Source organism: Streptomyces sp. CB00455, from assembly GCF_001905445.1.
GTDB lineage: Bacteria > Actinomycetota > Actinomycetes > Streptomycetales > Streptomycetaceae > Streptomyces.
Genome location: NZ_LIVQ01000002.1, coordinates 534,664 through 561,628 on the forward strand (window position 1 = coordinate 534,664; position 26,965 = coordinate 561,628).

The 26,965-nt window shown below is 73.6% G+C and carries 26 protein-coding genes; 11 read left to right on the forward strand and 15 right to left on the reverse strand.

Going from position 1 to position 26,965, the window contains the following annotated elements; genetic code table 11:
• Positions 1 to 108: 108 nt before the first annotated feature.
• Positions 109 to 456 carry an MGMT family protein gene (locus tag AMK16_RS09820; RefSeq protein WP_073911924.1) on the reverse strand — a complete coding sequence of 116 codons (348 nt, stop codon included), beginning with the start codon at positions 454 to 456 and terminating at the stop codon, positions 109 to 111.
• A gap of 110 nt (positions 457 to 566) precedes the next feature.
• Between AMK16_RS09820 and AMK16_RS09825 the strand changes: the two genes are divergently transcribed.
• A complete protein-coding gene (locus AMK16_RS09825; protein WP_199885396.1) occupies positions 567 to 3,458 on the forward strand; it encodes a lysylphosphatidylglycerol synthase transmembrane domain-containing protein in 2,892 nt (963 codons plus the stop codon).
• Between the two features lie 257 nt (positions 3,459 to 3,715).
• On the opposite strand, the gene AMK16_RS09830 is transcribed toward AMK16_RS09825, so the two are convergent.
• Complete coding sequence (locus AMK16_RS09830; protein ID WP_073911931.1) at positions 3,716 to 4,462, reverse strand: helix-turn-helix domain-containing protein; 747 nt, start codon at positions 4,460 to 4,462, stop codon at positions 3,716 to 3,718.
• 94 nt (positions 4,463 to 4,556) lie between these two features.
• Between AMK16_RS09830 and AMK16_RS09835 the strand changes: the two genes are divergently transcribed.
• Positions 4,557 to 6,116, forward strand: a complete 1,560-nt coding sequence (locus AMK16_RS09835; protein ID WP_107417094.1) for an alpha/beta hydrolase — start codon at positions 4,557 to 4,559, stop codon at positions 6,114 to 6,116.
• A gap of 88 nt (positions 6,117 to 6,204) precedes the next feature.
• Here the strand turns inward: AMK16_RS09835 and moeZ are convergent, their stop codons facing one another.
• The 7 genes from moeZ to AMK16_RS09870 form a co-directional block, all read right to left on the reverse strand.
• Complete coding sequence (gene moeZ / locus AMK16_RS09840) at positions 6,205 to 7,383, reverse strand: adenylyltransferase/sulfurtransferase MoeZ (RefSeq protein ID WP_073911938.1); 1,179 nt, start codon at positions 7,381 to 7,383, stop codon at positions 6,205 to 6,207.
• A gap of 63 nt (positions 7,384 to 7,446) precedes the next feature.
• The gene (locus AMK16_RS09845) at positions 7,447 to 8,202 is read right to left on the reverse strand and encodes a spherulation-specific family 4 protein (protein WP_073911942.1); all 756 of its coding nucleotides are present in this window, start codon (positions 8,200 to 8,202) and stop codon (positions 7,447 to 7,449) included.
• A complete protein-coding gene (locus tag AMK16_RS09850; RefSeq protein WP_073911945.1) occupies positions 8,190 to 9,185 on the reverse strand; it encodes an NAD-dependent epimerase/dehydratase in 996 nt (331 codons plus the stop codon). Before AMK16_RS09850 ends, AMK16_RS09845 begins: the two co-directional genes overlap by 13 nt.
• A gap of 81 nt (positions 9,186 to 9,266) precedes the next feature.
• On the reverse strand, positions 9,267 to 10,271 hold the full coding sequence (locus tag AMK16_RS09855; RefSeq protein ID WP_143196805.1) for a hypothetical protein: 1,005 nt from the start codon (positions 10,269 to 10,271) through the stop codon (positions 9,267 to 9,269).
• Positions 10,268 to 11,857: a DUF3492 domain-containing protein gene (locus tag AMK16_RS09860; protein WP_079191471.1), complete on the reverse strand. Its 1,590-nt coding sequence runs from the start codon at positions 11,855 to 11,857 to the stop codon at positions 10,268 to 10,270. The genes AMK16_RS09855 and AMK16_RS09860 overlap by 4 nt, the downstream gene beginning before the upstream one ends.
• A 208-nt stretch (positions 11,858 to 12,065) precedes the next feature.
• The gene (locus AMK16_RS09865; RefSeq protein WP_073911952.1) at positions 12,066 to 13,574 is read right to left on the reverse strand and encodes a DUF3152 domain-containing protein; all 1,509 of its coding nucleotides are present in this window, start codon (positions 13,572 to 13,574) and stop codon (positions 12,066 to 12,068) included.
• A 5-nt stretch (positions 13,575 to 13,579) separates the two neighbouring features.
• Entirely contained in the window at positions 13,580 to 14,548 is a 969-nt protein-coding gene (locus AMK16_RS09870; protein ID WP_073911954.1) for an alpha/beta fold hydrolase, read from the reverse strand.
• A 132-nt stretch (positions 14,549 to 14,680) separates the two neighbouring features.
• Between AMK16_RS09870 and AMK16_RS09875 the strand changes: the two genes are divergently transcribed.
• The 4 genes from AMK16_RS09875 (at position 14,681) to AMK16_RS09890 (ending at position 16,468) form a co-directional block, all read left to right on the forward strand.
• Positions 14,681 to 14,899 (forward strand): hypothetical protein, encoded by a 219-nt coding sequence (locus AMK16_RS09875; protein ID WP_073911956.1) that lies wholly within the window; start codon positions 14,681 to 14,683, stop codon positions 14,897 to 14,899.
• Positions 14,900 to 15,025: 126 nt separating this feature from the next.
• Positions 15,026 to 15,676 carry a TetR/AcrR family transcriptional regulator gene (locus AMK16_RS09880; RefSeq protein WP_073911958.1) on the forward strand — a complete coding sequence of 217 codons (651 nt, stop codon included), beginning with the start codon at positions 15,026 to 15,028 and terminating at the stop codon, positions 15,674 to 15,676.
• A 132-nt stretch (positions 15,677 to 15,808) separates the two neighbouring features.
• The gene (locus AMK16_RS09885; RefSeq protein WP_073911961.1) at positions 15,809 to 16,036 is read left to right on the forward strand and encodes a DUF3107 domain-containing protein; all 228 of its coding nucleotides are present in this window, start codon (positions 15,809 to 15,811) and stop codon (positions 16,034 to 16,036) included.
• 132 nt (positions 16,037 to 16,168) lie between these two features.
• Positions 16,169 to 16,468 carry a hypothetical protein gene (locus AMK16_RS09890; protein ID WP_443333546.1) on the forward strand — a complete coding sequence of 100 codons (300 nt, stop codon included), beginning with the start codon at positions 16,169 to 16,171 and terminating at the stop codon, positions 16,466 to 16,468.
• A 95-nt stretch (positions 16,469 to 16,563) separates the two neighbouring features.
• Here the strand turns inward: AMK16_RS09890 and AMK16_RS09895 are convergent, their stop codons facing one another.
• Entirely contained in the window at positions 16,564 to 17,322 is a 759-nt protein-coding gene (locus AMK16_RS09895) for a ferritin-like fold-containing protein (protein WP_073911965.1), read from the reverse strand.
• Positions 17,323 to 17,775: 453 nt separating this feature from the next.
• On the opposite strand from AMK16_RS09895, the gene AMK16_RS09900 reads away from it, so the two are divergent.
• The 3 genes from AMK16_RS09900 to AMK16_RS36600 all read left to right on the forward strand — a co-directional run bounded on the left by AMK16_RS09900 (position 17,776) and on the right by AMK16_RS36600 (position 20,978).
• A complete protein-coding gene (locus AMK16_RS09900) occupies positions 17,776 to 19,764 on the forward strand; it encodes a DEAD/DEAH box helicase (protein ID WP_242438669.1) in 1,989 nt (662 codons plus the stop codon).
• A gap of 105 nt (positions 19,765 to 19,869) precedes the next feature.
• Positions 19,870 to 20,724: an alpha/beta fold hydrolase gene (locus AMK16_RS09905; protein WP_073911973.1), complete on the forward strand. Its 855-nt coding sequence runs from the start codon at positions 19,870 to 19,872 to the stop codon at positions 20,722 to 20,724.
• Positions 20,725 to 20,825: 101 nt separating this feature from the next.
• Entirely contained in the window at positions 20,826 to 20,978 is a 153-nt protein-coding gene (locus tag AMK16_RS36600; RefSeq protein WP_199885397.1) for a hypothetical protein, read from the forward strand.
• A gap of 131 nt (positions 20,979 to 21,109) precedes the next feature.
• Here AMK16_RS36600 and AMK16_RS09910 read toward each other — a convergent pair whose 3' ends face one another.
• The 4 genes from AMK16_RS09910 to AMK16_RS09925 form a co-directional block, all read right to left on the reverse strand.
• Positions 21,110 to 21,715 (reverse strand): MarC family protein, encoded by a 606-nt coding sequence (locus tag AMK16_RS09910; RefSeq protein WP_073911977.1) that lies wholly within the window; start codon positions 21,713 to 21,715, stop codon positions 21,110 to 21,112.
• Positions 21,716 to 21,801: 86 nt separating this feature from the next.
• On the reverse strand, positions 21,802 to 22,665 hold the full coding sequence (locus AMK16_RS09915; RefSeq protein WP_073911983.1) for a PHP domain-containing protein: 864 nt from the start codon (positions 22,663 to 22,665) through the stop codon (positions 21,802 to 21,804).
• A gap of 114 nt (positions 22,666 to 22,779) precedes the next feature.
• Positions 22,780 to 23,424 (reverse strand): DUF6758 family protein, encoded by a 645-nt coding sequence (locus AMK16_RS09920; protein ID WP_073911986.1) that lies wholly within the window; start codon positions 23,422 to 23,424, stop codon positions 22,780 to 22,782.
• 58 nt (positions 23,425 to 23,482) lie between these two features.
• A complete protein-coding gene (locus tag AMK16_RS09925; protein WP_073911990.1) occupies positions 23,483 to 24,067 on the reverse strand; it encodes a suppressor of fused domain protein in 585 nt (194 codons plus the stop codon).
• A gap of 410 nt (positions 24,068 to 24,477) precedes the next feature.
• On the opposite strand from AMK16_RS09925, the gene AMK16_RS09930 reads away from it, so the two are divergent.
• Positions 24,478 to 25,593, forward strand: a complete 1,116-nt coding sequence (locus AMK16_RS09930; protein WP_073911994.1) for a magnesium and cobalt transport protein CorA — start codon at positions 24,478 to 24,480, stop codon at positions 25,591 to 25,593.
• A gap of 31 nt (positions 25,594 to 25,624) precedes the next feature.
• Positions 25,625 to 26,137, forward strand: coding sequence for a hypothetical protein (locus tag AMK16_RS09935; RefSeq protein WP_073911998.1), 513 nt, complete (start codon positions 25,625 to 25,627; stop codon positions 26,135 to 26,137).
• Positions 26,138 to 26,167: 30 nt separating this feature from the next.
• Here the strand turns inward: AMK16_RS09935 and AMK16_RS09940 are convergent, their stop codons facing one another.
• The gene (locus AMK16_RS09940) at positions 26,168 to 26,959 is read right to left on the reverse strand and encodes a hypothetical protein (protein ID WP_242438670.1); all 792 of its coding nucleotides are present in this window, start codon (positions 26,957 to 26,959) and stop codon (positions 26,168 to 26,170) included.
• Positions 26,960 to 26,965: the final 6 nt, after the last annotated feature.

Consider the following 26,965-nt stretch of genomic DNA (forward strand, 5'->3'; position numbering starts at 1 on the left):
GGCAACGCTACGGCAACCGGTGTGCGCCGCGCAGTGGCTGCCCGTCCCCCGGACGGGCCTTCGCACGGGAGCTCGACCGCCCGTCCCGGCGGCACATGGCCGAAGCTGTCAGGTGTGAGCCTCGTCGCTGTTCCCGCCGCCGTCCCAACGTGCCCGGCGCATGTCCAGGCGCGGCTCCCCGCCCGCTCCCGGGCGCAGGGGCGTGGCCTCCGCCCGGTAGTGCTCCAGGGCCCGCAGCTCGCTGCCGGGCAGCGGTACGCCGTCCGCCCGCACCACGCGCCACCACGGCACGGCTCCTCCGTACAGGGCCATGACGCGGCCGACTTGGCGCGGTCCGCCCTCGCCGAGCCACTCGGCCACGTCCCCGTACGTCATCACCCGGCCGGGCGGAATACGCTCGGTCAGCTCCAGCACGTGCTCCGCGTACGCGGGCAGCTCCTCGCTCATCCGGCCCATGGTGCAGCACGTCGGCCGTCCGGCGGCGGAAGACCGGCTTCCGCACCGGCGCGCACCCTGATGCCCCGCCCGCCGGCCGGTCCGTGCCACCATCTTCCGGGCGGTGACTGGTGATACGTGATCAAGAAGAGACGGATGTGACGACGAAGGAGCAGGGTGTGAGCCCTCCGGACGGCGCGGCGGCGGACGACGACGCGCGCCCGGACGACGGCCGTACCCCGCGCCCGGACGACGCTCACGCCCCGCCCCCGGAGACCGGCGGCGAGCACGGCGGCTCCGGGGCCGGCGGCGAGCACGGCGACGCCGGCGCCCACCCCGCGGACGCCGCGGACCACACGGACCCCGCCGACACCGCGGACCACACGAACCACACGGACACCGCGGACACGTCGGACACCGTCGATCCCGACCCGCACGACCACGGCCACCCGCCCACGGCCGCCGACCGGGTCGAGGTCGACGAACCGCTGCTCGCCGCCCGCGTGCACCGGCCGTCCGACCTCGTACGGCTCCTCGTCGGCATCCTCGGCATCGCCGTCGTGCTCGCCCTCGCCGCCTTCGCCCACGGGACCACCGTCGGCCTGGAAGAGGACATCAACAAGGGCACCGGTCAGGCCCCCGACCTGCTGATCAAGGTCGCCGCGCTGGTGTCGAGCATCGCGGTGCTGCTGCTGCCCGTCGCCTTCGCCATCGAGCGGCTGATCAAACGCGACGGCCTGCGCATCGCGGACGGCGTGCTCGCCGCCGTCCTCGCCCACGGCGTCACCCTGGCCACGGACCTCTGGGTCTCCCAGGCCGCCTCCACGGCCATCCAGGACGCCCTGACGCGGCCCACCGGTGCCGGCGGGGCGCTCACCGATCCGGTGCACGGCTACCTGGCGCCCGTGATCGCGTACATGACGGCCGTCGGGATGACCCGCCGGCCGCACTGGCGCGTCGCCCTGTGGGTGGTCCTGCTGCTCGACGCGTTCACGATGCTGGTCAGCGGCTACACCACTCCCCTGTCGATCATCCTGACCGTGCTGATCGGCTGGACCGTCGCCTACGGCACTCTGTACGCCGTCGGCTCGCCCAACGTCCGCCCCACCGGCCAGACCCTCCTCGCGGGCCTGCGCCGGGTCGGTTTCCGGCCGGTCAGCGCGACGCGCGCCGAGCACTCCGAGGGCCCCGAGGCGGCCGAGGTCAGCGACCGGGGCCGCCGCTACCACGTCACCCTGGAGGACGGGCCGCCGCTGGACGTCACCGTGGTCGACCGCGAGCAGCAGGCCCACGGCTTCTTCTACCGGGTCTGGCGCCGGCTCACCCTGCGCGGCATCACCACCCGGCGCAGCCTGCAGTCACTGCGGCAGGCGCTGGAGCAGGAGGCGCTCCTCGCGTACGCCGCCATCGCGGCCGGGGCGAACGCGCCCAGGCTGATCGCCACCTCCGAGCTCGGGCCGGACGCCGTCATGCTCGTCTACGAGCACCTCGGCGGCCGGACCCTGGACTCCCTGCCCGACGAGGAGATCACCGACGGGCTGAGCCGCAACGCATGGGAACAGGTGCGGGCTCTGCAGTCGCGGCGGATCGCGCACCGCCGGCTCACCGGTGACGCCCTGGTGGTGGATCGTTCCGGCAACGTCATCCTCACCGACCTGCGGGGCGGCGAGATCGCCGCGGGCGACCTGGTGCTCCGGATGGACATCGCGCAGCTGCTGACCACGCTCGGCCTGCGGGTGGGCGCGCAGCGGGCGGTGGCCTCGGCGGTGTCGGTGCTCGGCCCGGACGCGGTGGCGGACTGCCTGCCGCTGCTCCAGCCGATCGCGCTGAGCCGCTCCACGCGGGCGACGCTGCGCCGGCTGGCCCGGGAGCGGGCCGACCGGCAACGGGAGGCCGTACTGGAGTCCTCGCGGGCGGCGAAGGCGGCGCGCGAGGCGGATGCGGCGACGACGAGCCCGGCGGCCGACCGCAAAGCGGAGAAGAAGGCGCTGGACGACGCGCTGGACGGGGCACGGGAGGAGGACCTGCTGAGCCAGATCCGCCAGCAGGTGCTGCTGATCCGTCCGCAGGCGCCGGTGGAGCCCGCCCGGCTGGAGCGGATCCGGCCGCGCACGCTGGTCTCCTTCATCGCGGGTGCGTTCGGCGCGTACTTCCTGCTGACGCAGCTCGCCCACGTGGACTTCGCGACGATCATCGGCGAGGCGCAGTGGGGCTGGGTCGGGGCGGCGCTGGCCTTCTCGGCGCTCAGCTACTTCGCGGCGGCGATGAGCCTGCTGGGCTTCGTTCCCGAGCGGGTGCCGTTCCTGCGGACCGTGCTGGCGCAGGTGGCGGGGTCCTTCGTGAAGCTGGTGGCTCCGGCGGCGGTGGGCGGTGTCGCGCTGAACACGCGCTTCCTGCAGCGGTCCGGGGTCCGGCCGGGGCTCGCGGTCGCGAGCGTGGGTGCCTCGCAACTGTTCGGGCTGGCCAGCCACGTCCTGCTGCTGCTGTCCTTCGGCTACCTGACCGGGACCGAGAAGACCCCGGAGATGACGCCGTCCCGGACGGTGATCGCGGGTCTGCTGACGGTGGCGGTGCTGGTGCTGGTGGTGACGGCGGTGCCGTTCATGCGCAAGTTCGTGGTGACGCGGGTCCGGGCGCTGTTCGCGGGCGTGGTGCCGCGCATGCTGGACGTGCTCCAGCGGCCGCAGAAGCTGGTGACGGGCATCGGCGGGATGCTGCTGCTGACAGGGTGTTTCGTGATGTGCCTGGACGCCTCGATCCGCGCGTTCGGGGGCGGGCAGGCCATCAGCTACGCGAGCATCGCGGTCGTCTTCCTGGCGGGCAACGCGCTGGGGTCGGCGGCGCCGACGCCCGGCGGCATGGGCGCGGTGGAGACCACCCTGACGCTGGGGCTGATCGCGGCCGGGCTGGAGAAGGAGGTCGCGATCTCGGCGGTGCTGCTGTTCCGGCTGATGACGTTCTGGCTGCCGGTGCTGCCGGGGTGGATCTCGTTCAACTTCCTGACGCGCAAAGAGGAGATCTAGTGCTGTGACCGGCCGGGGTAACAGCCCCGCCGGCGGGTGAGGCGCGGATCCGGGCGGGGCGGATCATCCCGGTGCCCGAGGATCCGGGTTTCTCCTGGGCTCCGCCCCGGACCCCTCGCCCCGAACGCCGACGGGACCGAGTACCGCCCCGGCGAAGCCGGGACCCGGCCCGCCAGGCCGGGTAGCGCGCCAGACCGCCCGGGGCGGGGCGGGTCGCGGCCCCCGGGCAGAGGGCCGGGCCGGGGGCTCGTTCCGGGTCAGGAGGCCGGGGGGTCCGGGTGGTGGGACCGGGCGAGGAGGTCGCCCAGGAGTTGCGCGCAGCGGGCCTGGGACGGGGTGGTCTCGTCCGGCGGCCGGGAGAGGGCCGGCGGCTCCCCGGGTGACTCCCCACACGCGGACTCGTCGAAGTCCGGCTCCGGGAAGCCCACGGCCCGCTCCACCGACTCCACCGCCTCGGCGTGCGCGAAGTACTGCCGCGCCAGCCGCTCCACCCGCGGATCCTCCGGCGCCACCCCCGCCAGCGCCCGCAGCTCCGCGTCCAGCCGGTCCTGCTCGACCCGCAGCCTCGGGTGCATCGCCAGCACGTGGTGCCCGGCCCCCGGACCCGGGAGGGGCGCCCGCGGCCCCGGCCCCGGCCCCACGGTCGCCGCACCCAGCAGGCGCAGGTCCCCGCCCGCCTCCCGCAGCCTGCGCACGCCCTCCCGCCGAGCCCGGACCTGCGACTCCTGCTCCGCGAGCGAGGCGTCCAGCTCCGCCAGCAGGTCCTCCCGCGCGAGCTTGCGCTCCAGCGCGGCCCGCACCTCGGCGGGCGCCCTCCCCAGCTCGGCCATCCGCCGTACCCACAGCATCCGCACGATGTCCTCGTAGCCGTAGCTGCACCGGCCGCCCGGGCCGCGCTCCGGCTCCGGGAGCAGCCCGGTCCGGTGGTAGTCCCGGATGGTGTGCGGGGTGAGCCCGGTGAGCGCGGCCGCCTCGCCGATGCCGACCCTTTTCTCCTGGTTCATGGAACCAGGTCACCACGGGAGGCCGGGGTGTGCGCAACCCCCGTTCGGGTCATCGCGGGGGCGGCCGGCCCGAACCGCGCACAGGATGGGACGCATGCCGAGAAACGCCCTGCGGGCCACCGCCGCCGCCCTCGCCGCCGCACTGCTCACCACCAGCGCCTGCTCCGGCAGTGGCGATGAGGAGAAGACGAAGGCCGACGCAGCCAAGGCGCCCCGGCCCCTGAAATGGGGCGAGTGCTCCGCGCCCACGGCCGCGGAGGGCGGCGGCCAGGCCCCGCCCAAGGACTGGCAGTGCGCCACCCTCGACGTCCCCCTCGACTATGCCCGGCCCGAGGGCGAGACCATCCCGCTCGCCCTGATCCGCGCCAAGGCCCGGGACCAGAAGAACCGCCTCGGCTCCCTCGTCTTCAACTTCGGCGGCCCCGGGGGCTCGGGGATCACCACGCTGCCCGGCGCCGCGAAGGAGTACGAGGCCCTGCGCGCCCGCTACGACCTGGTCAGCTTCGACCCCCGCGGGGTGGGCCGCAGCGCCCCCGTCGAGTGCGAGGACGACCAGCAGCTGGACGCGTACTACGCCCAGGACTCCTCCCCGGAGTCCCCGCAGGAGGAGAAGACGTTCGTCGACAACATCCGCGCCTACCAGGACGCCTGCCGGAAAAACTCCGCCAAGCTCCTCCCCCACGTCGGCACCTCCGACGCCGCCCGCGACCTGGACCGCATCCGCCAGGCCCTCGGCGACGAGAAGCTGAACTACTTCGGGATCTCCTACGGGACCGAGCTGGGCGGGGTCTACGCCCACCTCTTCCCGAAGAACGTGGGCCGGGCCGTCTTCGATGCCGTCGTCGACCCCACCAAGACCTCCGAGGAGGGCGCGCTGGGACAGGCCAAGGGATTCCAGCTGGCCCTTGGCAACTTCGCGCAGGACTGCGTGGACCGGGGCGACCAGTGCCGGCTCCAGGGCAGCACCGCCAAGGAGATCGAGGCCGATGTCATCAAGCTCCAGAAGGACCTGGCGGCCAAGCCCATCCCCGGCATGGGCGAGCGGATGCTCACCGAGACCGCGGCGACCAACGGCATCGCGCAGGCCCTCTACTCCAAGGAGCTGTGGCCGCTGCTGGAACAGGGCCTCGACGAGGCGGACGGCGGTCAGGGGCAGCTCCTGCTCGCTCTGTCCGACGCCCTCAACGGCCGTGACCAGCAAGGGCACTACAGCAACATCGGCGCGGCCAACACCGCGATCAACTGCGCGGACTCCAAGGACCGTTACACGCTGGAACAGACCAAGGCCAAGCTGCCGGCGTTCCGTTCGGCCTCGCCGGTCTTCGGGAACTTCCTCGGCTGGGCGATGATGAGCTGCACGGGCTGGCCGGTCCCGGGCGCCTGGGAGACTCCGGACGTCTCGGCCCCCGGGTCCGCCCCGATCCTGGTGATCGGCAACACCGGCGACCCGGCCACCCCGTACGAGGGCGCCCGCAGGATGGTGGAGCGGCTCGGCCCCGGCGTCGGCGTGGAGCTCACCTACAAGGGCGAGGGGCACGGCGCCTACAACAGCGGCGACACCTGCGTGCAGCAGGCGGTCGACACCTACCTGCTGGACGGCAAGACCCCGGAGGCGAACACCGTCTGCACGGCCGCCAAGGGTTCGGCCGCCTGACCCGCAGGGCGCGTCCCGGACGCGGCGCAGGGGCCGGACGCGGCGCAGGGGCCGTACCCGGCGCGGGTACGGCCCCTGCGGACCACTGCTAGTAGATCGGCTTGTCGGGCTCGATCTGGTGGACCCAGCCGATCACGCCGCCGCCGACGTGGACCGCGTCCGAGAAGCCGGCGGACTTCAGAACCGCCAGGACTTCCGCACTGCGGACGCCCGTCTTGCAATGCAAGACGATCCGCTTGTCCTGCGGGAGGTCCTGCAGGGCGGTGCCCATCAGGAACTCGCCCTTGGGGATCAGCCGGGCGCCCGGGATCGAGACGATCTCGTACTCGTTGACCTCGCGCACGTCGATGATCTCGATGTTCTCGCCCTCGTCGATCCACTCCTTGAGCTGCTTGGGAGTGATCGTCGAACCGGCGGCCGCCTCCTGGGCCTCCTCGGACACGACGCCGCAGAAGGCCTCGTAGTCGATGAGCTCGGTGACGGTGGGGTTCGGACCGCAGACCGCGCAGTCGGGGTCCTTGCGGACCTTGACCTGGCGGTACTGCATCTCCAGGGCGTCGTAGATCATCAGGCGGCCGACCAGCGGCTCGCCCACGCCCGTGAGGACCTTGATGGCCTCGGTGACCTGGATGGACCCGATGGACGCGCACAGCACGCCCAGTACGCCGCCCTCGGCGCAGCTCGGGACCATGCCCGGCGGCGGGGGCTCCGGGTACAGGCAGCGGTAGCACGGGCCGTGCTCGGACCAGAAGACCGAGGCCTGGCCGTCGAAGCGGTAGATCGAACCCCAGACGTACGGCTTGTTCAGCAGCACGCAGGCATCGTTGACGAGGTAGCGCGTGGCGAAGTTGTCCGTGCCGTCGACGATGAGGTCGTACTGGCTGAAGATCTCCATCACGTTCTCGGCTTCGAGCCGCTCTTCGTGGAGGACCACGTTCACGTACGGGTTGATGCCCAGCACGCTGTCGCGGGCCGACTCGGCCTTGGACCGGCCGATGTCCGCCTGGCTGTGGATGATCTGGCGCTGCAGGTTCGACTCGTCGACCTCGTCGAACTCCACGATGCCCAGCGTGCCGACGCCGGCCGCGGCCAGGTACATGAGGGCGGGCGAGCCGAGGCCGCCCGCGCCCACGGCCAGCACCTTGGCGTTCTTCAGGCGCTTCTGGCCGTCCATCCCGACGTCCGGGATGATCAGGTGGCGGGAGTACCGACGGACCTCGTCAACGGTGAGCTCAGCAGCTGGCTCTACCAGGGGTGGCAGCGACACGGGGACTCCGTAGATCGGTATGTCGTCATGGTGGTTCTCCCCGTAACACTGCCACGCCCCCCTTCATTCCAAGACACCTGTCCCGATCCGCGAGACGATTTCGTCCCAGTAGCCGGGCATGGAGGCCCACGGGTCCCGGTCGGCTGCACCGCGCCGGTCCGTGAACCAGACGGTGCCCGCTCCTTGCCAGCGGGCGACCCGGACGGCCTCCTCCAGGTGCGTGCGCGGCACTCCGTGGACGAGGTGGCAGAACCGCTCCGCGGGGTGGTCGGCGGTCCACTCCGCCACTTGCGACCAGCGGTAGTCGGCCCAGCTCCCGGAGAAGGTGACCAGCTGGTCGGCGGCGTGCGCGTAACCCTCGTACGGGTGGGTGCCGTGCCCGAGCACGATCCGCAGGCCCTCGCCCAGGCCGCGCAGGGTGTCGGTGATCCGGCGGACGGCGGCCAGCTCCTCCTTGTCCGCCGGGGCTCCGGCGAGGTAGAAGCCGCCTACCCCGTACCAGTCCCGGAAGCGGTGGGCGTCGCAGAGCAGCTCCCCGAAGGACCGCCGGCCGCTCCGCAGGGCGAGGTGCCCGAGGACGGTGCCGCCGGAGCGGCGCAGCTTCGCGGCGGCCGCGGTGCAGTGCGGGTCGGGCCGCCCGCCCGGCCCGTCCGTGACGTTGAGCACGGCCCAGTGCAGCGGCGTGCCGGGGCGGGTCAGTTCGGCCCATTCGACGGGGGCGAGCAGCGGGTGGGCGTAGCCGGGGATGCCGAGACCGAGGCGGCCGGCCTCGGTCGCGGCGGCCGTGGCGGCCCCGGGCGGCGTGGTCAGATGCGGCACGCCGCCTCCATCCAGATGTCCGCGAGGGACTCCTCCAGGTTGATCCGGGGCCGCCAGCCGAGCCGGTCGCGGGCGGTGCGGACGTCGGCCTGCTGCCAGGCCCCGCAGCCGTCGGGGTACGGGTAGGGCTGGGGAGCGGCGGCGGCGAGCTGTTCGGCGGTCGCCTCGGAGCGGGGGGATCCGATGGCGGCGAGCCCGGCCTGGCGGCCGGGGTGACCGTGCTGCTGCGGTACGTCGAGCTCGTGCAGGGCGCCACCGTAGCCGGCGACCCGGGCCAGGACGGCGGCCGCTTCGCGGAGCCGGACCGCGCGGCCGGTGCCGATGTTGACGACGCCCTGGGCGGCGGAGAGGGAGGCGGCGTGCACGGCCCGGGCCACGTCCCGTACGTCCACGAAGTCGCGCTGGACGCCGAGCCCGCTGAGCCTCAGCTCGCCGTCGCCGGACTGCATCGCGCGGCGCATGGCCTCGGCGAGGCGGCCCAGGGGCGATCCGGCGGGGGTGCCGGGGCCGACGGGCGAGAAGACCCGCAGGACGACGGCGTCCAGCCCGGAGCCCAGCACCAGCTCGGTGGCCGCCAGCTTGCTGACTCCGTACGGCCCTCCGGGTCTCGGCACGGCGTCCTCGGCCGTGGAGGACCCGGGCTGGCTGGGCCCGTACTCGGCGGCGCAGCCGAGCTGGACGAGGCGGGCCCCGCAGCCGCTGCGGCGCAGCGACTCGCAGATGGTGGCCACGGCGACGGTGTTGTGCCGGGTCAGTTCCCGCGCTCCGCCGCGGGTGGCGCCCGCGCAGTTGATGACGACGCCCGGGTGGACGGCGTCGAGGAACCGGGTGAGGGCACCGGGGCTGCCGGTGGCCAGGTCGAAGCGGACGTCGGCATCGTCGCCCCGGCCCAGCGCGGTGAGCTGGACGGCGGGGTCGGCGAGCAGGCGGTCGGCGACGTAGCGGCCGAGGTATCCGTTGGCTCCGATCAGCAGCACCCTCATCGCGTGGCCCCTTGTTCGGTTGGCTGGCCGGTCATGTCCTGGTTCTCCTTGCGGGTGGGTGTGGGCGGGGACAGGCGGAGGTCAGGGCCGCGCGTGCGCGGACGCGCGGGACAGTGTGCGTACGGCGTGGACGAGGAGCCCGGCCGCGGCGGCGGCGGCCGCCGCCGGGACGGGGAGGAGGGCGAGCGCCAGGGCTGCGGCGACGGGCCCGCGGCGGGTTCCGTGCCGGAGCAGGAGCCGGGCCAGGAACAGCAGGACGGCGAGCGGGACGACCGCGGTCAGCGGCGCCCGGGCGAGCGCGGCCGCTCCGGCGGCGGCCGCGGTGAACACCAGGACGGCGGCCGGCAGCAGGGGTCGTGCCCGGTCCGCGAAGTCCTCCAGGGCGCGGCTGCCGGCGAGCCGCATCCGGGCCCGGCCGGCGAAGGCGGCGGCCACCAGGTGCCCGGGGGCGGCGGCCAGGGCGAGGCCGACGGCGAGGGTGGCGCCGTGCCGGTACGCGGCCCAGCCGACCGCGGCGGCGGCGAGCAGGTGCGGGGCGTAGGGGAACCGGCCCCCGGCGGGCCGCCCGGGCCACACCAGGGCGGCGACGGTCACGGCGACGGCGACGGGCCCGGCCCAGGCCGGGGCGGAGGCTGCCGTACCGAAGGCCAGGGCCCCGGGCAGCAGCGCGCGGCCGAAGCCGCGCAGGGCCCGGGGGGACACCCCGTGCGCCGGAAGCAGTCCGGCGGACGGGGCGGGTGTCTCGCCGCGCGGGGTGCGGGCGTAGAGCTCCTCGGCGAGCGAGAAGACGTCCCGGTGCCGGAAGCGCACGGCGGTGCGGTCGGTGATGCCGTGGGCTTCCAGCCCGGCGGCGATCTCCAGTGGGTCGACGGCCCGCTCGCACAACTCGCGGTGACGGTGCAGCAGGGCCTTGACGGGATCCCCGTCCCCGCGCCGACGGTGTCCCGGGGCGGCCACCGGGTTCGTCCCACCGGGAGCCGGGACCACGGCCTCGAATGGACCGGCGGGAACGGCACCGGCAGGAACGACGCCGGCAGGAACGACGCCGGCAGCCGGAACCGCGCCTGCCCCTCCGTCGATGGTCATGCGGACACCTCCGGGCTCGGGACCGGAGCCCAGCTGGGGGTGGTCCAGTGACCCGGGACCCGGGCCTCCGGGGGCCGGGCGAAGGGGACCTCTCCGTCCGGCCGGACGGATCCGCGGGCGAGCAGTCGCAGGTAGATCTCCTGGAAGGCGGAGACGTTCTGCTCGACGGTGAACAGTTCGAGGGCCCGCGCCCGGGCGGCGGCTCCGAGGCGCTGGGCCCGTTCGGGGTCGCCGAGCAGACAGAGGCAGGCGTCGGCCAGGGCCCGGGGGTTGCGCGGCGGGACGACCAGCCCGGTGCCGCCGATGACCTCGCGGACCGCGCCGACGTCGGTGGAGACGGTGGCCCGGCCGCTGAGCATCGCCTCGGCCAGGGTGACCGGGAAGCCCTCGATCACGGAGGAGAGGACGACGACCCGTCCGGAGCCGTAGGCCTCGGCCGGGGAGGGCGCCCCGGGGCCGCCGATCTCCTCGAAGGTGACGGGGTTCTCCCCGGCGGTCACCGCGTCGGCGGCCTCGTCGGGGAAGAGCTGCGCGGCCAGCGACCGGCAGTCGGCCAGGTAGCCGGGGGCGGCGGCCGAGGCGAAGATCCGCAGCCGGCTCCGCGGCGCGGCCCGGCGGACCTCCGCGAAGGCGTGCAGCAGCGCGACGAGGTCCTTGGCGGGCTCTATGCGCCCGACCCACACCAGGGTGTCGGGATCCCCGCAGTCCGCGGCCTCCCCGGCGGCGGCGAATCGGTCCGCCTCCATTCCCGGGTACACCGTCCGGATGAGGTCGCGGTCCGCCCCGCAGTGCTCCTGCCAGCGCCGGGCGTGTGCGTTCCCGGGGGTCAGCAGGTCGGCGCGGGCGTAGATCTCGCCCGCCAGCCGGATGTGGAAGGCCGCGAGCAGGGCCCGTACGGCGGGGCGGGCCCCCCGGCGCCGGTCGCCGAGGTAGTGGGCCCGTAGCTGGACCCCGTATTCGGTGACCAGCAGCGGGACCCCGAAGAAGCGTTTGGCCAGGAGCCCGGGCAGGGCCGCCACCCCGCCGGCGGCGGCGTGGCAGATGTCGGCCGCGCCGAGACCGCCGGGCTCCTCGTACCAGTCGAGGGACAACGGGCGCAGCAGGCGCTCCAGTTCGTCCACGCATTCCAGCAGGTCCGCGACCTGCACCGCTTGCAGGGCGGTCCCGGTGCCCGGAGCCCGGCACGCGGACTCGACCGCGCGGACCGCGGACTCGGAGCGCAGCGCCGCGTACATGCCGCCCTGTTCACGGGCGAGAGCGGCGAGTCCGTAGAGCCCGGCCCCGAAGGCGTCCCCCTCACCCGCGCAGATCCCGTGGACCAGTTCCCGGAAGCAGTCGGCGAAGCGGCGGCGCTCGCGCCGCGAGTGCGTCCGGCCGTCGTCCGCCGGAGCCCACAGGGGGGCGGTCCGCAGCCGGGTGACGTGCGGTGGCAGTGGGACGCGTGCGCGCTCCTGCTCGGCGGTGCGGCTCAGCGCGTACAGCTCGAACTCGTGCTGCGGGAGTCCGCGCACGAGCCGGTCGCACCACAGCCCCGCCTCTCCCGTGGCATACGGATAACCACCTTCCGTGAGCAGTCCGATCCGCACGAGTGGCACCCCCGATCTCCCGTTGAGGCGGTCGGCGTCGGTCCGGCGACCCGCCGCGGGAGAACTCAAGCGGATATGCCGAAGGCGCGACGGACGGTTGTCCGTCGCGCCACCGGAAGGGGTGAAGAGTCGTAACTTTCCCGTACGGTTCGCGTTCGAGCACGCTAGGAAGGGGGGCACCCAGGGGGGATTTCGGCGCCCGAGGGCGTCAACTGCCGGGGAAGACCCAGGGGTTGGGCTTGCAGTGGATACCGTCGATGTCGAGGGACTTCGTCTGCTGCTGCATGATCGGGGCGAGCGCGCCCGGCGTCCGGCAGCTCACGTGGCCGTGTCCGAGGCGGTGGCCGACCTCGTGGTTGATGAGCATCTGGCGGTAGGCCGTCATCTGGTCGGGGCCGTAGGTCACCGAGCCCTGCGCCCAGCGGTAGGCGTTGATCATCACCCGGTCGGTGGCCGCGGAGTCGCAGGAGACGTTGTCGACGGTGGTGTCCAGGCCGGACTTGGCGCACCACACCCCGGTGGTCCCGGGGCTGGCGAGGGTGATCACGAAGTCGGCCTCGCCGCCGGGCACGCGCTCGAAGGTCTTGGTGTCCCCGTGGCCCCAGCTGCGGGGGTCGTTGAGGGTGCGGTGCACGGCCTCGGCGAACAGCTGCGGGTCCAGGCCGAGGCCCTGCTCCACGTCGACCCGGTAGCGAACGAGTTTCCCCTTGCCGGGCGCCTTGGCCACGCCGGGGACGGTTTCGAAGGTCCCGGGCCCGGCCAGTTTCTCGTCGATCGGCAGCTGCTGGGCCAGCTTCTGCTCGTACGTCAGCTCGGGCGCGGCTGCCTGGGCCTGGCCGGGGGCGACCGGCGCCGGCCGGCCGTCGGAGCGGGAGGCGGCGGTGTCGGAGCGGCCCTGGCCCTGGCCGGCGGCGGTGAGGGTGCCGGGCTTCGCGCTGTCGTTCTCGGAGGTCAGGTGTACCGCGACGACGACCGCGAGGGCGGTGGCGACGGCCACGGCGGCCATGCCGGCGTAGGTGCGGGCCTTCGTGCCGCGACCGGAGGCGGGCTGTTCCACGGGGGCGTCGGCGGGCTCCCGCGGCGCGGGCACCAGGCGGGGCGAGCCGGTGGAGGTGACGGGATCGGGTCCGGGGTCCGGCTCCGCCCCCGGGCCCGGGTCCGCGTACGGGTCCGCGTCCGCGTCCGCGTACGGATACGGGTCCGGGCCGGGGAAGGAGCCGGGGGCATGGGCGCGCCCCGGGCCGGTGGCGCGCGGCTGGGCCAGGACGACCTGGGGGAAGCCCACCGCGGGGGTCCCGAAGGCGGGCGTGTCGGTGTCCAGGAGGGCGGCGGGGGCGCCGGGGGCCGTGCCCGCCCGCAGGGTCGCCGGCCGGGGCGACGACACGTACGCCGAGGGCGCCGGCGATGACGCGGCGGCCGCCGGGGGGGCCGCAGTCGCAGCCGCGGCCGGCGCGCCGGGTTCCGCGCTCCGGGCACGCGGGATCCCGCGCCAGTCCCCGTACAGGGCGCCGGACCCGGCTCCCCGGGCCCCGCCGGGTCCGCCCGGATCGGGGTGCCCGGCGGGCGCGGAGCGCTCCTCGGGCGCGTACCCCTGGTGGGTGACGGTCGGCTCGGGCCACCGCCGGACGCGCGGTTCCTCGTACGGGAGCGCCACGGGCCCCGGATCCGCCGCCTCGGCGGCTGCCGGGGCGGGGGCCTTGCGACTATGTCGTCCCACGGTCCTCAGCCTCTGCCGTCTTCGGTGTCGCGGAGCAGCTCCCGGAACGCGGTCGCCACCACCTCGGGGTACTCCATCATCGCCACGTGTCCGGCCTCGGGCAGGCACACCAGCCGCGATCCGCGGAAGGCGGCGGCCGCCTTGCGGGCCATGCGGTAGGAGACCAGCTGGTCCCTGCCGCCGTAGATCAGCAGCGCCGGGGCGAGGACCCGCTGCGCCTGCCGCCACAGACCGTGCTGGCCACCGAGGGTGTAGGCGTCGACGATGCCGCGCGAGGAGCGGGCCAGGGCCTCCCAGAAGTAGGGCAGGGCCATGCGCCGTTCCATCTCCTCCACGGCGTGGAGGAAGCCCTCCGGTGTCACCCGACCGGGGTCCCCGTAGCAGAGGTCCGTCACCCCCCGGGTGCGCTGCTCGGCGGTCAGCCCGCGCGTCAGCCGCACCAGCAGCGCGGCCATTCCGGGCAGCGCGAGCAGTGCGGTGGGCACGGCCGACCGCTGCACGCGCAGCTCGGGCAGGGCGGGCGAGACCAGTGTGAGCGTGCGCACGAGGTCGGGCCGGACGGCGGCGACACGGGTGGAGACGGCACCGCCGAGGGAGTTGCCGAAGAGGTGGACCGGCCCGCGCCCGGCGGCGTCCAGGTGGCGGATGACCGCCCGGGCGAACGCGGTGACGGAGTAGTCCCGGTCGGACGGCGGCGGGGACCAGCCGAAGCCCGGCAGGTCGATCGCCTCGCCGTCGACGGTGTCCTCCAGCTCCGCCATGAGCTGCGACCAGTTCTGCGAGGAACCGCCGAGACCGTGGACGAACAGCGCGGCCGGCAGGTCCGTGCGCACGGGCGGCCGCGCCCGCACGGCCAGCTCCAGCCCGGGCAGCGCGACGGTGCGCACCTGCTCCCCTTCGGCCACCCGGGCCGCTCCCACCAGGGAGGAAAGCGCGGCGGTGGGTCGTACGCCCGGCAGCTCGGTCGAAGACATGCGGGCAATGTTACGAGACGATCACGCCCCTCTTCTTGTGTTCGCGGTCACAGACGCATACGGATCCGCATAGCGGGGTATCGGCGATGCTCCTAGGCTCGGAAATGAGCACAAGAAAGCGAGGGGAGCGGAATGTCTGTCGACCCGGTGGAACCCGGCACTTTCCGGGAGCGGTTTGCCGAGGGCGCCGTCCCGGAGGCACCCGAAGCGGACCTGGCGGAGCAGCTGACCGAGGTGGAGCCGCCGGAGGAGGACGACCGCGTCACCGGCGTGGACGTCGGCGAGGCCGCCGACGGGGACGCCGTCGAGCAGGCCAGGGTGGTGCCCCTGGACGAGGACGACTACCGCTGACCAGCGCCTCCGACCGGTCCGCACCGCGAGAAAACTCGGCTTGGACCCACCAGATTCGATTACCGAAAAGTACGATGGCGGCGCGGCGCAGAGCGCACTGTGTTCTTAGAGAAAGTGGGAGGCGGCGTGACAGCCATCGAGCAGACCGAGGCAGCGCGTCCGCGGGGCACGCGACTGCCGCGCCGGGCCCGGCGCAACCAGCTCCTGGGCGCGGCCCAGGAGGTCTTCGTCGCGCAGGGCTACCACGCGGCGGCGATGGACGACATCGCCGAGCGGGCCGGGGTGAGCAAGCCGGTGCTGTACCAGCACTTCCCCGGCAAGCTCGACCTCTACCTGGCGCTCCTGGACCAGCACTGCGAGGCCCTGCTGCTCGCCGTGCGCACCGCGCTCGCCTCGACGACCGACAACAAGCTGCGCGTCGCCGCCACCATGGACGCCTACTTCGCGTACGTGGAGGACGAGGGGGGCGCCTTCCGGCTGGTCTTCGAGTCCGACCTGACGAACGAGCCGGCCGTGCGCGAGCGCGTCGACCGCGTCTCGCTCCAGTGCGCGGAGGCCATCTCGGACGTCATCGCCGAGGACACCGGCCTGTCCAAGGACGAGTCGATGCTGCTGGCCGTGGGCCTGGGCGGTGTCTCCCAGGTGGTGGCCCGCTACTGGCTGTCCAGTGCGAGCCCGGTCGCCCGGGACACGGCGGTCGGCCTGCTGACCTCGCTGGCCTGGCGCGGCATCGCGGGCTTCCCCCTGCACGGCTCGGAGCACGGCGCGGAGGCCTGAGCCCGCGTACGGCGCCCGTGTGTTCGCTGCCAGCGTGTCCGCTCTGCGCGGTTGCCCTCCCCTCTCCGGGCTAATGTGGACCGCGTACGGCGCGGCTGATCGCGCGAACAGGATCGTCGGAGGGACAAAGCCGTGGAGGTCAAGATCGGCGTGCAGCACGCACCCCGGGAGATCGTGCTGGAGAGCGACCTGAGCGCCGAGGAGCTGGAGAGCATCGTCGCCGCCGCGCTGTCCGGCAAGGCGCCGCTGCTCAGCCTCACCGACATCAAGGGCCGCAAGGTCCTGGTGCCGTCCGACCGCCTGTCGTACGTCGACCTGGGCGAGCCGAGCGCGCGCAAGGTCGGTTTCGGCGCGCTCTGACGCAGCGGCACCTGACGTGCCGAGAACTGTCCGAAACGGCCCGGTGGTTGATTCCACCGGGCCGTTTCCCATTCTTCCGCTTCGGGTAGGACGGCAGTGACCCGGTTTGCCCTGACGTGTGGGAGGGACCTCATGCTGCTGATGGAAGCGCTCGGCTCTGCTGTGCTGGGCCTCGCCCTGTCCGTGACAGCCGCGCGACTTCTGGCCCGCCGACTGCCCGCGCCGAGAGTGGTGCTGGTCAGCGGGGTGCTCGGGGCGCTGTTCGGGGCCTATCTGACGCACTTCGCCCTCGGTCCGGGGCACAACACCCTGACGGCGACCTTCGTCGGGGCCGTGCTCGTGGCGGCCGTGGTCCTGTCCCTGCTGCTCCGGCCGTCCTCCGGGCACCGCAGGCCCCCGCACCGGACTCCGTTTCTCCCGTCCCGGGGCTGACCCGCGAGGCGGTGGGACCCGTGACGGACGGCGGCCCCGGAACGCGTGACGCGTTCCGGGGCCGCGGTGTCGACGCCGGTCAGGCGGTAAAGCGGTCAGGCGGCGAGGCCGAGGGCCGCCATCCGCCTGGTGTGCGCCTTGGTGATCCGGGTGAACATCTCGCCGACGGCCGCGAGGTCGAAGCCCGCGGCCATCCCGTCGACTCCGCCGACCAGCATCGTGGAGAGCGCGTCGCGCTCGGCGACCACGCGCTGGGCCTGCGACAGCGCCTCTCCCATCAGCCGGCGGGCCCACAGCGCGAGGCGGCCGCCGCAGCGCGGGTCGGCCTCGATCGCGGCGCGCACCTTCTCGACGGCGAAGCCGCCGTGGCCGGTGTCGTCGAGCACGCCGAGCACGAGGGCGCGGGTGTCGGTGTCCAGGTGGCTGGCGACCTCGCGGTAGAAGTCGCTGGCGATGGAGTCGCCGACGTACGCCTTGACCAGACCCTCCAGCCAGTCCGACGGCGCGGTCTGGCGGTGGAAGTCGTCGACGCCCTTCGCGAAGGGCTCCATGGCCGCGGTGGGCGCGACGTCGATCGCGGAGAGCCGGTCGCGCAGCCGCTCGAAGTGATGGAACTCGGCGGACGCCATGGCGGCGAGCTCCGCCTTGTCGTCGAGGGTGGGCGCGAGCTTCGCGTCCTCCGCGAGGCGCTCGAAGGCCGCGAGTTCTCCGTACGCGAGCGCGCCGAGCAGGTCCACGACGGCGGCCCGGTACTGGGGCGAGGCAGAGGCGGTCGCCCAGTCCTGGGCGGCGATGCCCGCGGGTTCCCCGGAGGCGCTGTCGTCGGCGGGCGAGGCGTTTTCTACGGTCGACATGCTCCGCACAATAGCCCGCCGAAAGGCGTCGCAAGCCACCCCTCCCGGTCACCGTCCGGCCACCTGAACGCGCCGACCCGGTGAATTCACCCGACACAGCTGCGCGATTCCGGGGTACAGTGGTAATGCGCCTGCCGGAAACTCGGCGGGCCATCCGAATGAGGATGCCCGGTCGGTGGCCCGATCGGCTCCAACCGACCCGCCCTCGACGTGGTGCGTGCGTTCATACGTGCCGCCACACACGAGGGGCCCCCTCAGCGGCTCAAGCGCCTGAGCGAAGGCTTAGTGGTCCCGCGCAGCTTCGTACGTACGTCGTAGTACTGCAAGCCCGGCACGGTACGACCCCCCTCGCCGCCTCGCGCCGCGTCTCACAGAAGAGGCAGCACCCTGACTACGTTCCGAGACCTCGGGATCCTTCCCGAGACCGCCGAAGCCCTTGAAGCCGTCGGCATCGTGTCCCCCTTCCCGATCCAGGAGATGACCCTCCCCGTCGCCCTTTCCGGCACGGACGTCATCGGCCAGGCCAAGACCGGCACCGGCAAGACGCTGGGCTTCGGCCTCCCCCTGCTGGAGCGGGTCACCGTCCCCGCGGACGTCGAGGCGGGCCGGGCCCGGCCCGACCAGCTGAGCGACGCGCCGCAGGCCCTCGTGGTGGTTCCGACCCGCGAGCTGTGCACCCAGGTGACGAACGACCTGCTGACCGCGGGCAAGGTCCGCAACGTCCGCGTCCTCGCCATATACGGCGGCCGCGCGTACGAGCCCCAGGTCGAGGCGCTCAAGAAGGGCGTCGACATCATCGTCGGCACCCCGGGCCGCCTGCTCGACCTCGCCGGCCAGAAGAAGCTCGACCTGTCGCACATCCGCGCCCTCGTCCTGGACGAGGCCGACGAGATGCTCGACCTGGGCTTCCTGCCGGATGTCGAGAAGATCATCAATTACCTGCCGCCCAAGCGCCAGACGATGCTGTTCTCGGCGACCATGCCGGGCGCGGTCATCGGCCTGGCCCGCCGGTACATGTCGCAGCCGACGCACATCAGCGCCGCCTCGGACGACGGTGAGGGCGCCACCGTCGCCAACACCACGCAGCACGTCTTCCGTGCGCACAACATGGACAAGCCGGAGCTCGTCTCCCGCATCCTGCAGGCCGAGGGCCGTGGCCTGGCCATGATCTTCTGCCGTACCAAGCGCACGGCGGCCGACATCGCCGAGCAGCTGGAGAAGCGCGGCTTCGCCTCGGGCGCCGTCCACGGCGACCTGGGCCAGGGCGCCCGCGAGCAGGCGCTGCGCGCCTTCCGCAACGGCAAGGTGGACGTGCTGGTGTGCACGGACGTCGCCGCGCGCGGTATCGATGTCGAGGGTGTCACCCACGTCATCAACTACCAGACGCCGGAGGACGAGAAGACCTTCCTGCACCGCGTGGGCCGTACCGGCCGTGCGGGCAGGAAGGGCATCGCCGTCACGCTCGTCGACTGGGACGACATCCCGCGCTGGCAGCTGATCAACAAGGCGCTGGAGCTGGACTTCCACGACCCGGTCGAGACGTACTCCACGTCCCCGCACCTGTTCGAGCAGATGAACATCCCGGCCGGCACCAAGGGCGTCCTGCCGCGCGCCGACCGCACGCGGGCCGGCCTGAAGGCGGAGGACCTGGAGGACCTGGGCGAGACCGGCGGCCGCGGTGGCCGTGGCGGTCGCGGCCCGGCCCCGGCCGCGGCGGCTCCGCCCGCCGAGGAGCGTGCGGCCCGTACCCGCGCGCCGCGCCAGCGCCGCCGTACGCGGGGCGGGACGGAGCTGGGCGCCGAGTCCGCTGCCGTCACCCCCGTGGCGCAGGCCCCCGAGGCTCCGGCCGCCGACGAGCCGCGCAGGCCGCGCCGCCGCCGGACCCGTGTGTCGGCCGATGCCGTGGCCGCCACCGCGGTCGCCGAGGCCGCTTCGGCCGCCGTGGCCGAGGCCGCCCCGGCCACGGTCGTGGCGCAGGCCCAGGCGGTGGACGCCGCTCCGGCCGCCGTCGTGGCGCAGGCCCCCGCGGCCGACGCCGCTGCGGTGTCCGAGGAGGCTGCGGTCAAGCCGAAGCGCACCCGTGCCCGCAAGGCGGCCGCCCCGGCCGCCGATGCGGCTGCGGCCCCGGCCCCGGCGGCCGAGGAGACCCCGGCCAAGCCGGCGACGCGCGCCCGCACCCGCAAGGCCGTGCAGTCCGCCCCGGCGGCTCCCGCCGCGGCCCCGGTCGAGACGGACGTGGAGCCGCCCCGCCGTCTGCGCCCCCGCAAGGTGGTGGCGGCCGCGCCGGAGCCGGACTTCCAGATGGCTCCGCTCGTGGAGCCGGTCAGGCCCGTCCGCACCCGGACCCGCAAGGCTCCCGAGGCCGCCGCCGCGGCCGAGGAGGCTCCGGTCAAGCCGAAGCGCACCCGCACCCGCAAGACCGCGGCAGCGCCCGAGGCGTAAGCAGGACCCGCAGCACCGTTCGACGGCCCGGCCCCCCGATCCGGGGGGCCGGGCCGTCGGCGTATCCGCCTGTCACCTCCGCGTACGGGCCGGTAACCTCTGGCCATGAGCAAGCCGCCGCACCTCGCCCTGCCGCCCGCCGCCCGCGGCTACCGCCTCCCCACCGAGCGGGGCGACTTCGCCGTGCACGAGGCGGGCGAGCCCCTGCGCGGCACCGTCCTGCTGGTACCGGGCTACACCGGCAGCAAGGAGGACTTCATCGCCCTCCTGGAGCCGCTGGCCGAGGCCGGCTACCGGGTGCTCGCCGTCGACGGCCGTGGCCAGTACGAGACCCCCGGGCCCCGCGACGAGGCGGCGTACGCGCTGGAGGAGCTGGCGCTGGACGTCCTCGCCCAGGTCCGCGCGCTGGGGGCGGACCGGGTGCACCTGGTGGGCCACTCGCTCGGCGGGCTGGTCTCCCGCGCCGCCGTGCTGCGCGACGCCGCTCCTTTCGCCTCGCTGACCCTGATGAGCAGCGGGCCCGCCGCGATCTCCGAGGAGCAGCAGGGGCGGACCAAACTGCTGGTGGCCGCTTTGGAGACGCTGCGCGAGGACATGGGTTCGGTGTGGGCGGCGATGCGCGCCCAGGACCCGCAGGACGCCGTCCCGGATCCCCCCGAGCTGGCGCAGTTCCTGCGCGAGCGGTGGATGGCGACCGTTCCCGAGCAGCTGATCGCGACGGGCCGGGCCCTGATCTGCGAGCCGGACCGGGTCGCGGAGCTGGCGGCCGTGCCGCTGCCCAAGCTGGTGTTGTCCGGAGCGGTGGACTACGCCTGGCCGGTGCCGCTGATGGACGACATGGCGGCTCGCCTGGGTGCGGAGCGGGTGGTCGTCGAGGGCGCCGAGCATTCCCCCAACGCGGAGGAGCCGCAGGTCACGGCGGGTGCGCTGGTGGCGTTCTGGGCGTCCCGCACCGCCTAGTCCTTAGCCAGTGAAAAAATTTCCTTAGCGTAGGGAATGTTTGCCCCTCTATACTTCGTTACACCCTGTACAAGGAGATCACTGACGAAGGGAGAAGCCCCATGCGCTTCGAAATTCTGCGCCTGGACGATGTCGACGGAAGCGCCGTGGACTGCACCGTCGTGGACGCGGCCTCCGTCAACCGGATCGTGCAGCAGGCCGCCTACGTCGGCCAGCGCATTTTGATCCGACCGGCCGGACCGGCTTCCAGCTGACGCCTGCTTCACCGCACGACGCGCCGACCGGCGCGCCGCGCGCAGCGCTGCATCGCATCGACTGACGTTCACGCCCCCGCACCGACCGGTGCGGGGGCGTTCGCTTGCGCGTCGCCGGGCGACGCGGCGGATCAGGCGCCCCGGACGACCTGGAGCACGCCGTTGATGATCTGCTGCACGGCGATCGCGGAGAGCATCATGCCCGCGAGCCGTGTCACGAGGACGACGCCGCCGTCCTTGATGACGCGGATGATCACCAGCGAGTAGCGCATGGTGATCCACAGGACGACGTGCATCGCGATGATCGCGGACCAGACGGACAGCTGTCCGCTGACTCCGTCGGCCTTCTGCACGGCCAGGATCACCGACACGATCGCGCCCGGGCCGGCCAGCAGCGGCATGCCCAGCGGGACGAGGGCGACGTTCACGTCCTTGGTCTGCTTGGGCTCGTCGGTCTTGCCGGTGAGCAGGTCCAGCGCGATCAGCAGGAGCAGCAGGCCACCGGCGATCATCAGCGCCGGGACGGAGACGTGCAGGTAGTCCAGGATCTGCTGGCCGCAGACGCCGAAGACGGCGATGACGCCGAAGGCCACGCAGACGGCCTGCCAGGCCATCCGGCGCTGCACCTTGGCGGGACGGCCGGAGGTCAGCGCGAGGAAGATCGGCGTGATGCCCGGCGGGTCCATAATCACAAAAAGGGTGAGAAAAAGGGATCCGAAGACGGCGAAGTCGAACACAGTGATGCCTTGCAGGAGAGAGGGGTGTGGCGAAGACAAGGGGTGGGCGCGGCGGAGCCGGCCCCAGTGCGGACGAAGGGGCGGGTCTAGCCCTCGCGTCCGCCGGCGCCCGGCACGGGGAAGGCCCCGGTCGCGCGGCGCGTGATCTCGCCGTAGATCTCGGGGTCGGTCGTGTACTCCCCGAGGCGGCAGGTCTTGCGGCTGCCGTGGTAGTCGCTGGACCCGGTGGTCAGCAGCCCGAGGTCGGCCGCCAGGCCGCGCAGGCGGGCCCGGGTGGCGGCGTCGTGGTCCATGTGGTCCACCTCGATGCCGTCCAGGCCCGCCGCCGCCAGCTCGGCCACCGCGCTCTCCGGTACGCACCGGCCGCGCTTGACCGCCGCGGGGTGCGCGAAGACGGTGACCCCGCCGGCCGCCTTGACCAGGCGTATGGCGTCGAAGGGGTCGAGCTCGTGCTTCCCGGCGTACGCCCGCCCGCCGTCGGCGAGCCACTGGGGCGTGAAGGCGTCCGAGACGGTGGGGACGACGCCCAGCTCGACGAGCGCGGTCGCGATGTGCGGCCGCCCCACGGAGCCGTCGCCGGCGATCCTGGCCACCTGCTCCCAGGTGATGTCCACGCCGAGCGCCCGGAGTTTGCCGACCATGGCCTGCGCGCGGGGGGTGCGGTCGTCCCGGACGAGCTCGCGCTCCCGGGCCAGCTCGGGCTCCAGCGGGTCGAAGAGGTACGCCAGCATGTGCAGCCCGACCCCGTCGAGCCGGCACGACAGCTCGGCCCCCGTCACCAGCGTCAGTCCGGCGGGAAGGGCGGCGAGCGCCCCGGCATGGCCGGCCACGGTGTCGTGGTCGGTCAGCGCCACCACGTCCAGTCCGGCCGCGGCGGCGCCCCGCACGAGCTCGGCGGGGGTGTCCGTACCGTCGGAGGCCGTGGAGTGGGCGTGCAGGTCGATGCGCACAGCCTGGCTCCATGGGTCGTACGTACGGGGGACGCTCCAGGATAACCGGGCCGGGGCTTCCCCCCGCTCGGCGCCGCCCGCCGGGTGCCCGCGCCCCGGTAGGGCGGCCGGCGGCTACGCCGGGCCGAGGACGCGCGGGCTCAGGGCCCCGCACGGCAGGAGCTCGATCTCGGCGCCCGCGTCGCGCAGGTCCGTCAGGACGAGCTCGTCGTACATCAGGAGGCCCGACTGCTCCGGCCAGACGATCGCCCAGAGCCACAGGCCCCGGGCCTCGCCGGCGAAGACGGCCCGGTCGTCGGGGGCTCCCTTGACGTGCCACAGCGGTGTCGGGCGGCCCGCCGCGACCACCTTGGCGTGCGGCGGCGCCGACACGTCGATGCCGGAGCCGGGGTCGGGGCCGTCGATGCCCGCGAAGTGCGCGCCCAGTCCCACACCCAGTTCCTCGGCGACCAGCAGCAGCTCGCCCATGCCGCCGAGCGGGCCGGGGCCCGAGCAGGCCACCGCCGTCGCCCGTCCCCCGCTGCGGTCGTCACCGGCGGAGGCGACCCCGGTGAACAGCCACCCCACGGGCAGCGGCCACGGCATCCACACCGGCACCCGCGTGCGGTGCACGACGACGCCCAGGCCCTCGACGCTGGGCGGGATGACGGGCTGCAGGGGGTGGACGGCGCCGTGGACCGCGCACTGCCAGGAGTCGGAGAAGAGACCGGGCGCTCTGACCCGGCCACCGCACTTCGGGCAACTCGGTTCGCCCCTCATGGAAAGCCACGCTCCTCCCCGCCCGGCGCCCCGTCAAGACGCGATCACCCGTCCGGGCTCAGTCCAGTGCGACTGCGGTACGCAGAGGGTCCCGCAGATCCGTGCCGCGCGCGAGCCAGCGTTCCTGGAGGGCGGCCGCGCCGTGCACCCGTTTCCAGGCCGCCTCGTTCGCCGTCATCGGCAGCAGCGGCAGGAAGCGCACCGGGTCCAGGGGCTCCTCCAGTTCCAGGTCCTCCACGAGTCCGCCCGGCTCCGCCACCAGGACGGAGCTGAACGGCGCCCCGTCCCAGAGCGGTTCGCCCACCTCCAGCGAGGCCCCCGGGGCCACGACCAGGCCCTCGACCTGCGGGGAGGCGGCCAGCACGGCGAGCGGCCGCAGGAGTTTGTCGGTGGGCGCCAGTGCGCCGCGCACCGTCAGCACGAGCTCGGCACGCGGGCCGCGGACGGGGTCGGCGACCACGGCGGTCGGATCGGTCATCGGGTGCGCGGACATCCCGAGGGTCGCGTACCGCACGAGGTCGCCCTCGGTGAAACGCAGTACCTCGATGCGGTCGGTGCCCAGGAAGGTGACGGCGGCGCGTGCGTCGGGTACGCCGAACGCGGTGCACAGCCTGGCCTCCACAAGGGCCAGAATTTCTGCCATGGAGTGAGCATAGAACTCGTATCCGCCGGGTAAAGGGCGGGTCCTGACCATCCGTCGGCTGTTAGTGTGGACAGCTGGTCGGGGTCGCAGGCAGCAGTGGCCCCCTCCAGCGGTAGCCGGGGGAGGCGGTTCGGTGCCCCTGGCGACAGGACGTCCCCCACGAGGGACCGGCCGGAGGAGGTGGGGCTGCGATGGACCGAAGTCGATCGTGCAGTACCAATCGCTCTTCCACTTCTGTGACGGGCGCCTCCCGCCCCCTTTGATCTCCTGATCAGTAGAAGAGCGACGGCAGAACGTTGTCCTCCCGTCCTGTTCCCTCCCTCTGCACGGGCCTGCCCTGTCACGGCGCGCCACCCGGAGGGGGCCTCCCACCCGCACGGTCCGCAGCCGTGCGCGCGAAGGAGCCTGCCATGTCGATGCTGCCCTACCTGCGTGCGGCCGTCCGTCCGTCGCTGCGCAAGCCCACCCCCTCACAACCCGGCTACGACACCACCCGCGACCCGTCGGCGACCAGCGCGGTGGTCGACTGCGCCGTGTACCGCGACGGGCGGCGCGTGCCGGGCCCCCTCCGCCTGACGCCGCGTGAGGCGATCCGCCGGGTCCGCGAGGACGGCGGCTTCGCCTGGATCGGCCTGCACGAACCGACCGGGGCGGAGTTCGCGGGGATCGCGGCCACCTTCGGGCTGCACCCGCTGGCCGTGGAGGACGCGGTGCACGCGCACCAGCGGCCGAAGCTGGAGCGCTACGACGACACCCTCTTCACCGTCTTCAAGACGATCCACTACGTCGAGCACGCAGAACTGACCTCCACCAGCGAGGTCGTGGAGACCGGCGAGGTGATGTGCTTCACCGGGCCGGACTTCGTCATCACCGTCCGGCACGGCGGCCAGGGCTCCCTCAAGGGCCTGCGCCACCGCCTCCAGGACGACCCGGACCTCCTGTCCAAGGGTCCTTCGTCGGTCCTGCACTCCATCGCCGACCACGTCGTCGACGGCTACGTCGCGGTCGCGTCGGCCGTGCAGGACGACATCGACGAGGTGGAGAGCGAGGTCTTCGCCGCCCCCGCCAAGGGTGCGGCGCGGCGCGGCGACGCGGGGCGCATCTACCAGCTCAAGCGAGAGGTGCTGGAGTTCAAGCGGGCGGTCTCGCCGCTGCTGCGTCCGATGGAGCTGCTGAGCGAGCGGCCGATGCGGCTGGTGGATCCCGGCATCCAGAAGTACTTCCGCGACGTCGCCGACCACCTGGCGCGGGTGCACGAGCAGGTGGTGGGCTTCGACGAGCTGCTGAACTCGATCCTCCAGGCCAATCTGGCGCAGGCGACGGTCGCCCAGAACGAGGACATGCGCAAGATCACGTCGTGGGCGGCGATCATCGCGGTGCCGACGATGATCTGCGGGGTGTACGGGATGAACTTCGAGCACATGCCCGAGCTCCAGTGGAAGTACGGCTATCCGATGGTGATGGCCTCGATCGTCGGCATCTGCTTCACCATCCACCGGGCGCTGCGCCGCCACGGCTGGCTCTGAGCGCCGGGGGGCCACCCCCTACCCTGTGCGCATGACTCTCAGCACGCGCGACCTGGCCCTCGTCGAGGAGGCCACGAAGAAGTCCGGTCTGATCTGGGTCCGCGGCGCCGGGGCCGACCGGGCCCTGTGGCACGCGTGGGTGGACGGCGCGGCGCACGTCCTGGGCGACGGGCCGGGCGAGCAGCCGTTCCCCGGCCTGGCCGACGGCGCGACCGCCGAGGTGACCGTGCGGAGCAAGGACAAGGGCGGCCGGCTGGTGGCCTGGACGGCGGCGGTACGGGAGCTGGCGCCCCGCGGCGAGGAGTGGGCGGCGGCGGTCGCCGAGCTGAAGGGCAAGCGGCTGAACGCGCCCGACGCGCAGGAGATGACCGAGCGGTGGGCGCGGGAGTGCCGGCTGCTGCGGCTGGAGCCGCGGGCCGTCCACGCGCAGCTGCCCGGCGGTTCGCTGGCCGCCGCTCCGCTTCCCTCGCCGGCGGTCACCCGCCGGCCGGTCCCGGCGGGTCTGCCGAAACTGCTGCTGAGGCGCGGGAAGGCGGCCCGCTAGCGGGCGGGACATCGGCACCGGTCCGCGGGCTCAGGGCTTCGTCGGGTCCGCTCCCTGGCCGGAGCCCTTGCTGGGGGCCGCGGCCGCGTCGCCGCCCTGGTCCTTGGTGGTGGGCAGCTGGGAGCCGTAGTCGACGGTCTGGTCCTGCGCGGGCGCTTCGAGCGGGAAGGTCTGGCCCCACTCCGCGAGTTCCACCCGGCCGGCGCCCCCCGCGCGCTCCATGAGCAGCGGGTACGGGGTGCCCTCCAGGGAGACCGCGAGCTTGCCGCCCTTGCCCGCCTCCGCCGTCACCTGGACCGCGCGGAGGTGTCCGACCTTGGTGTAGGAGCCCTTGGCGAGCTTGCCCTCCAGGCCCAGCAGGCCGTCCAGCAGGACGTCCATGTCGGTGAAGCCGCGGAACTGCTTGTAGGAGGGGTCACCCTCGGGCACCTTCACGTACTTGTCGCCGAGCTTGCCGGCCGAGTCGGAATCGCCCCAGAACGCGGCGCTCGCCTTCAGGTAGAGCTGCTCCCCCACCCGCAGCAGCTGGAAGGTGTCGTCCTTCGACTTCACCTCGCCGGAGCCGCCGTCCGACTTCAGCCGCATGTCCAGGGTGAAGGACGTGCCGCCGCTCACCAGCGTGCCCGACAGGTGCACCGAGTCGGCCTCCGTGGCGGCCGCCTTCGCCTTCTCCTCGATCTTGTCCGCCGAGAGCTTGCCGACGCCGTTGGTGCCCTTGTCGGGGTCCTCCCCGCAGCCCGTACCGGTGACGGCGAGGCCCGCGCACAACACACCGATCAAGGCGGCCCGGCGCAGCCGTGCGGGGGGGAAGTAGGCGGTCACGTGCGG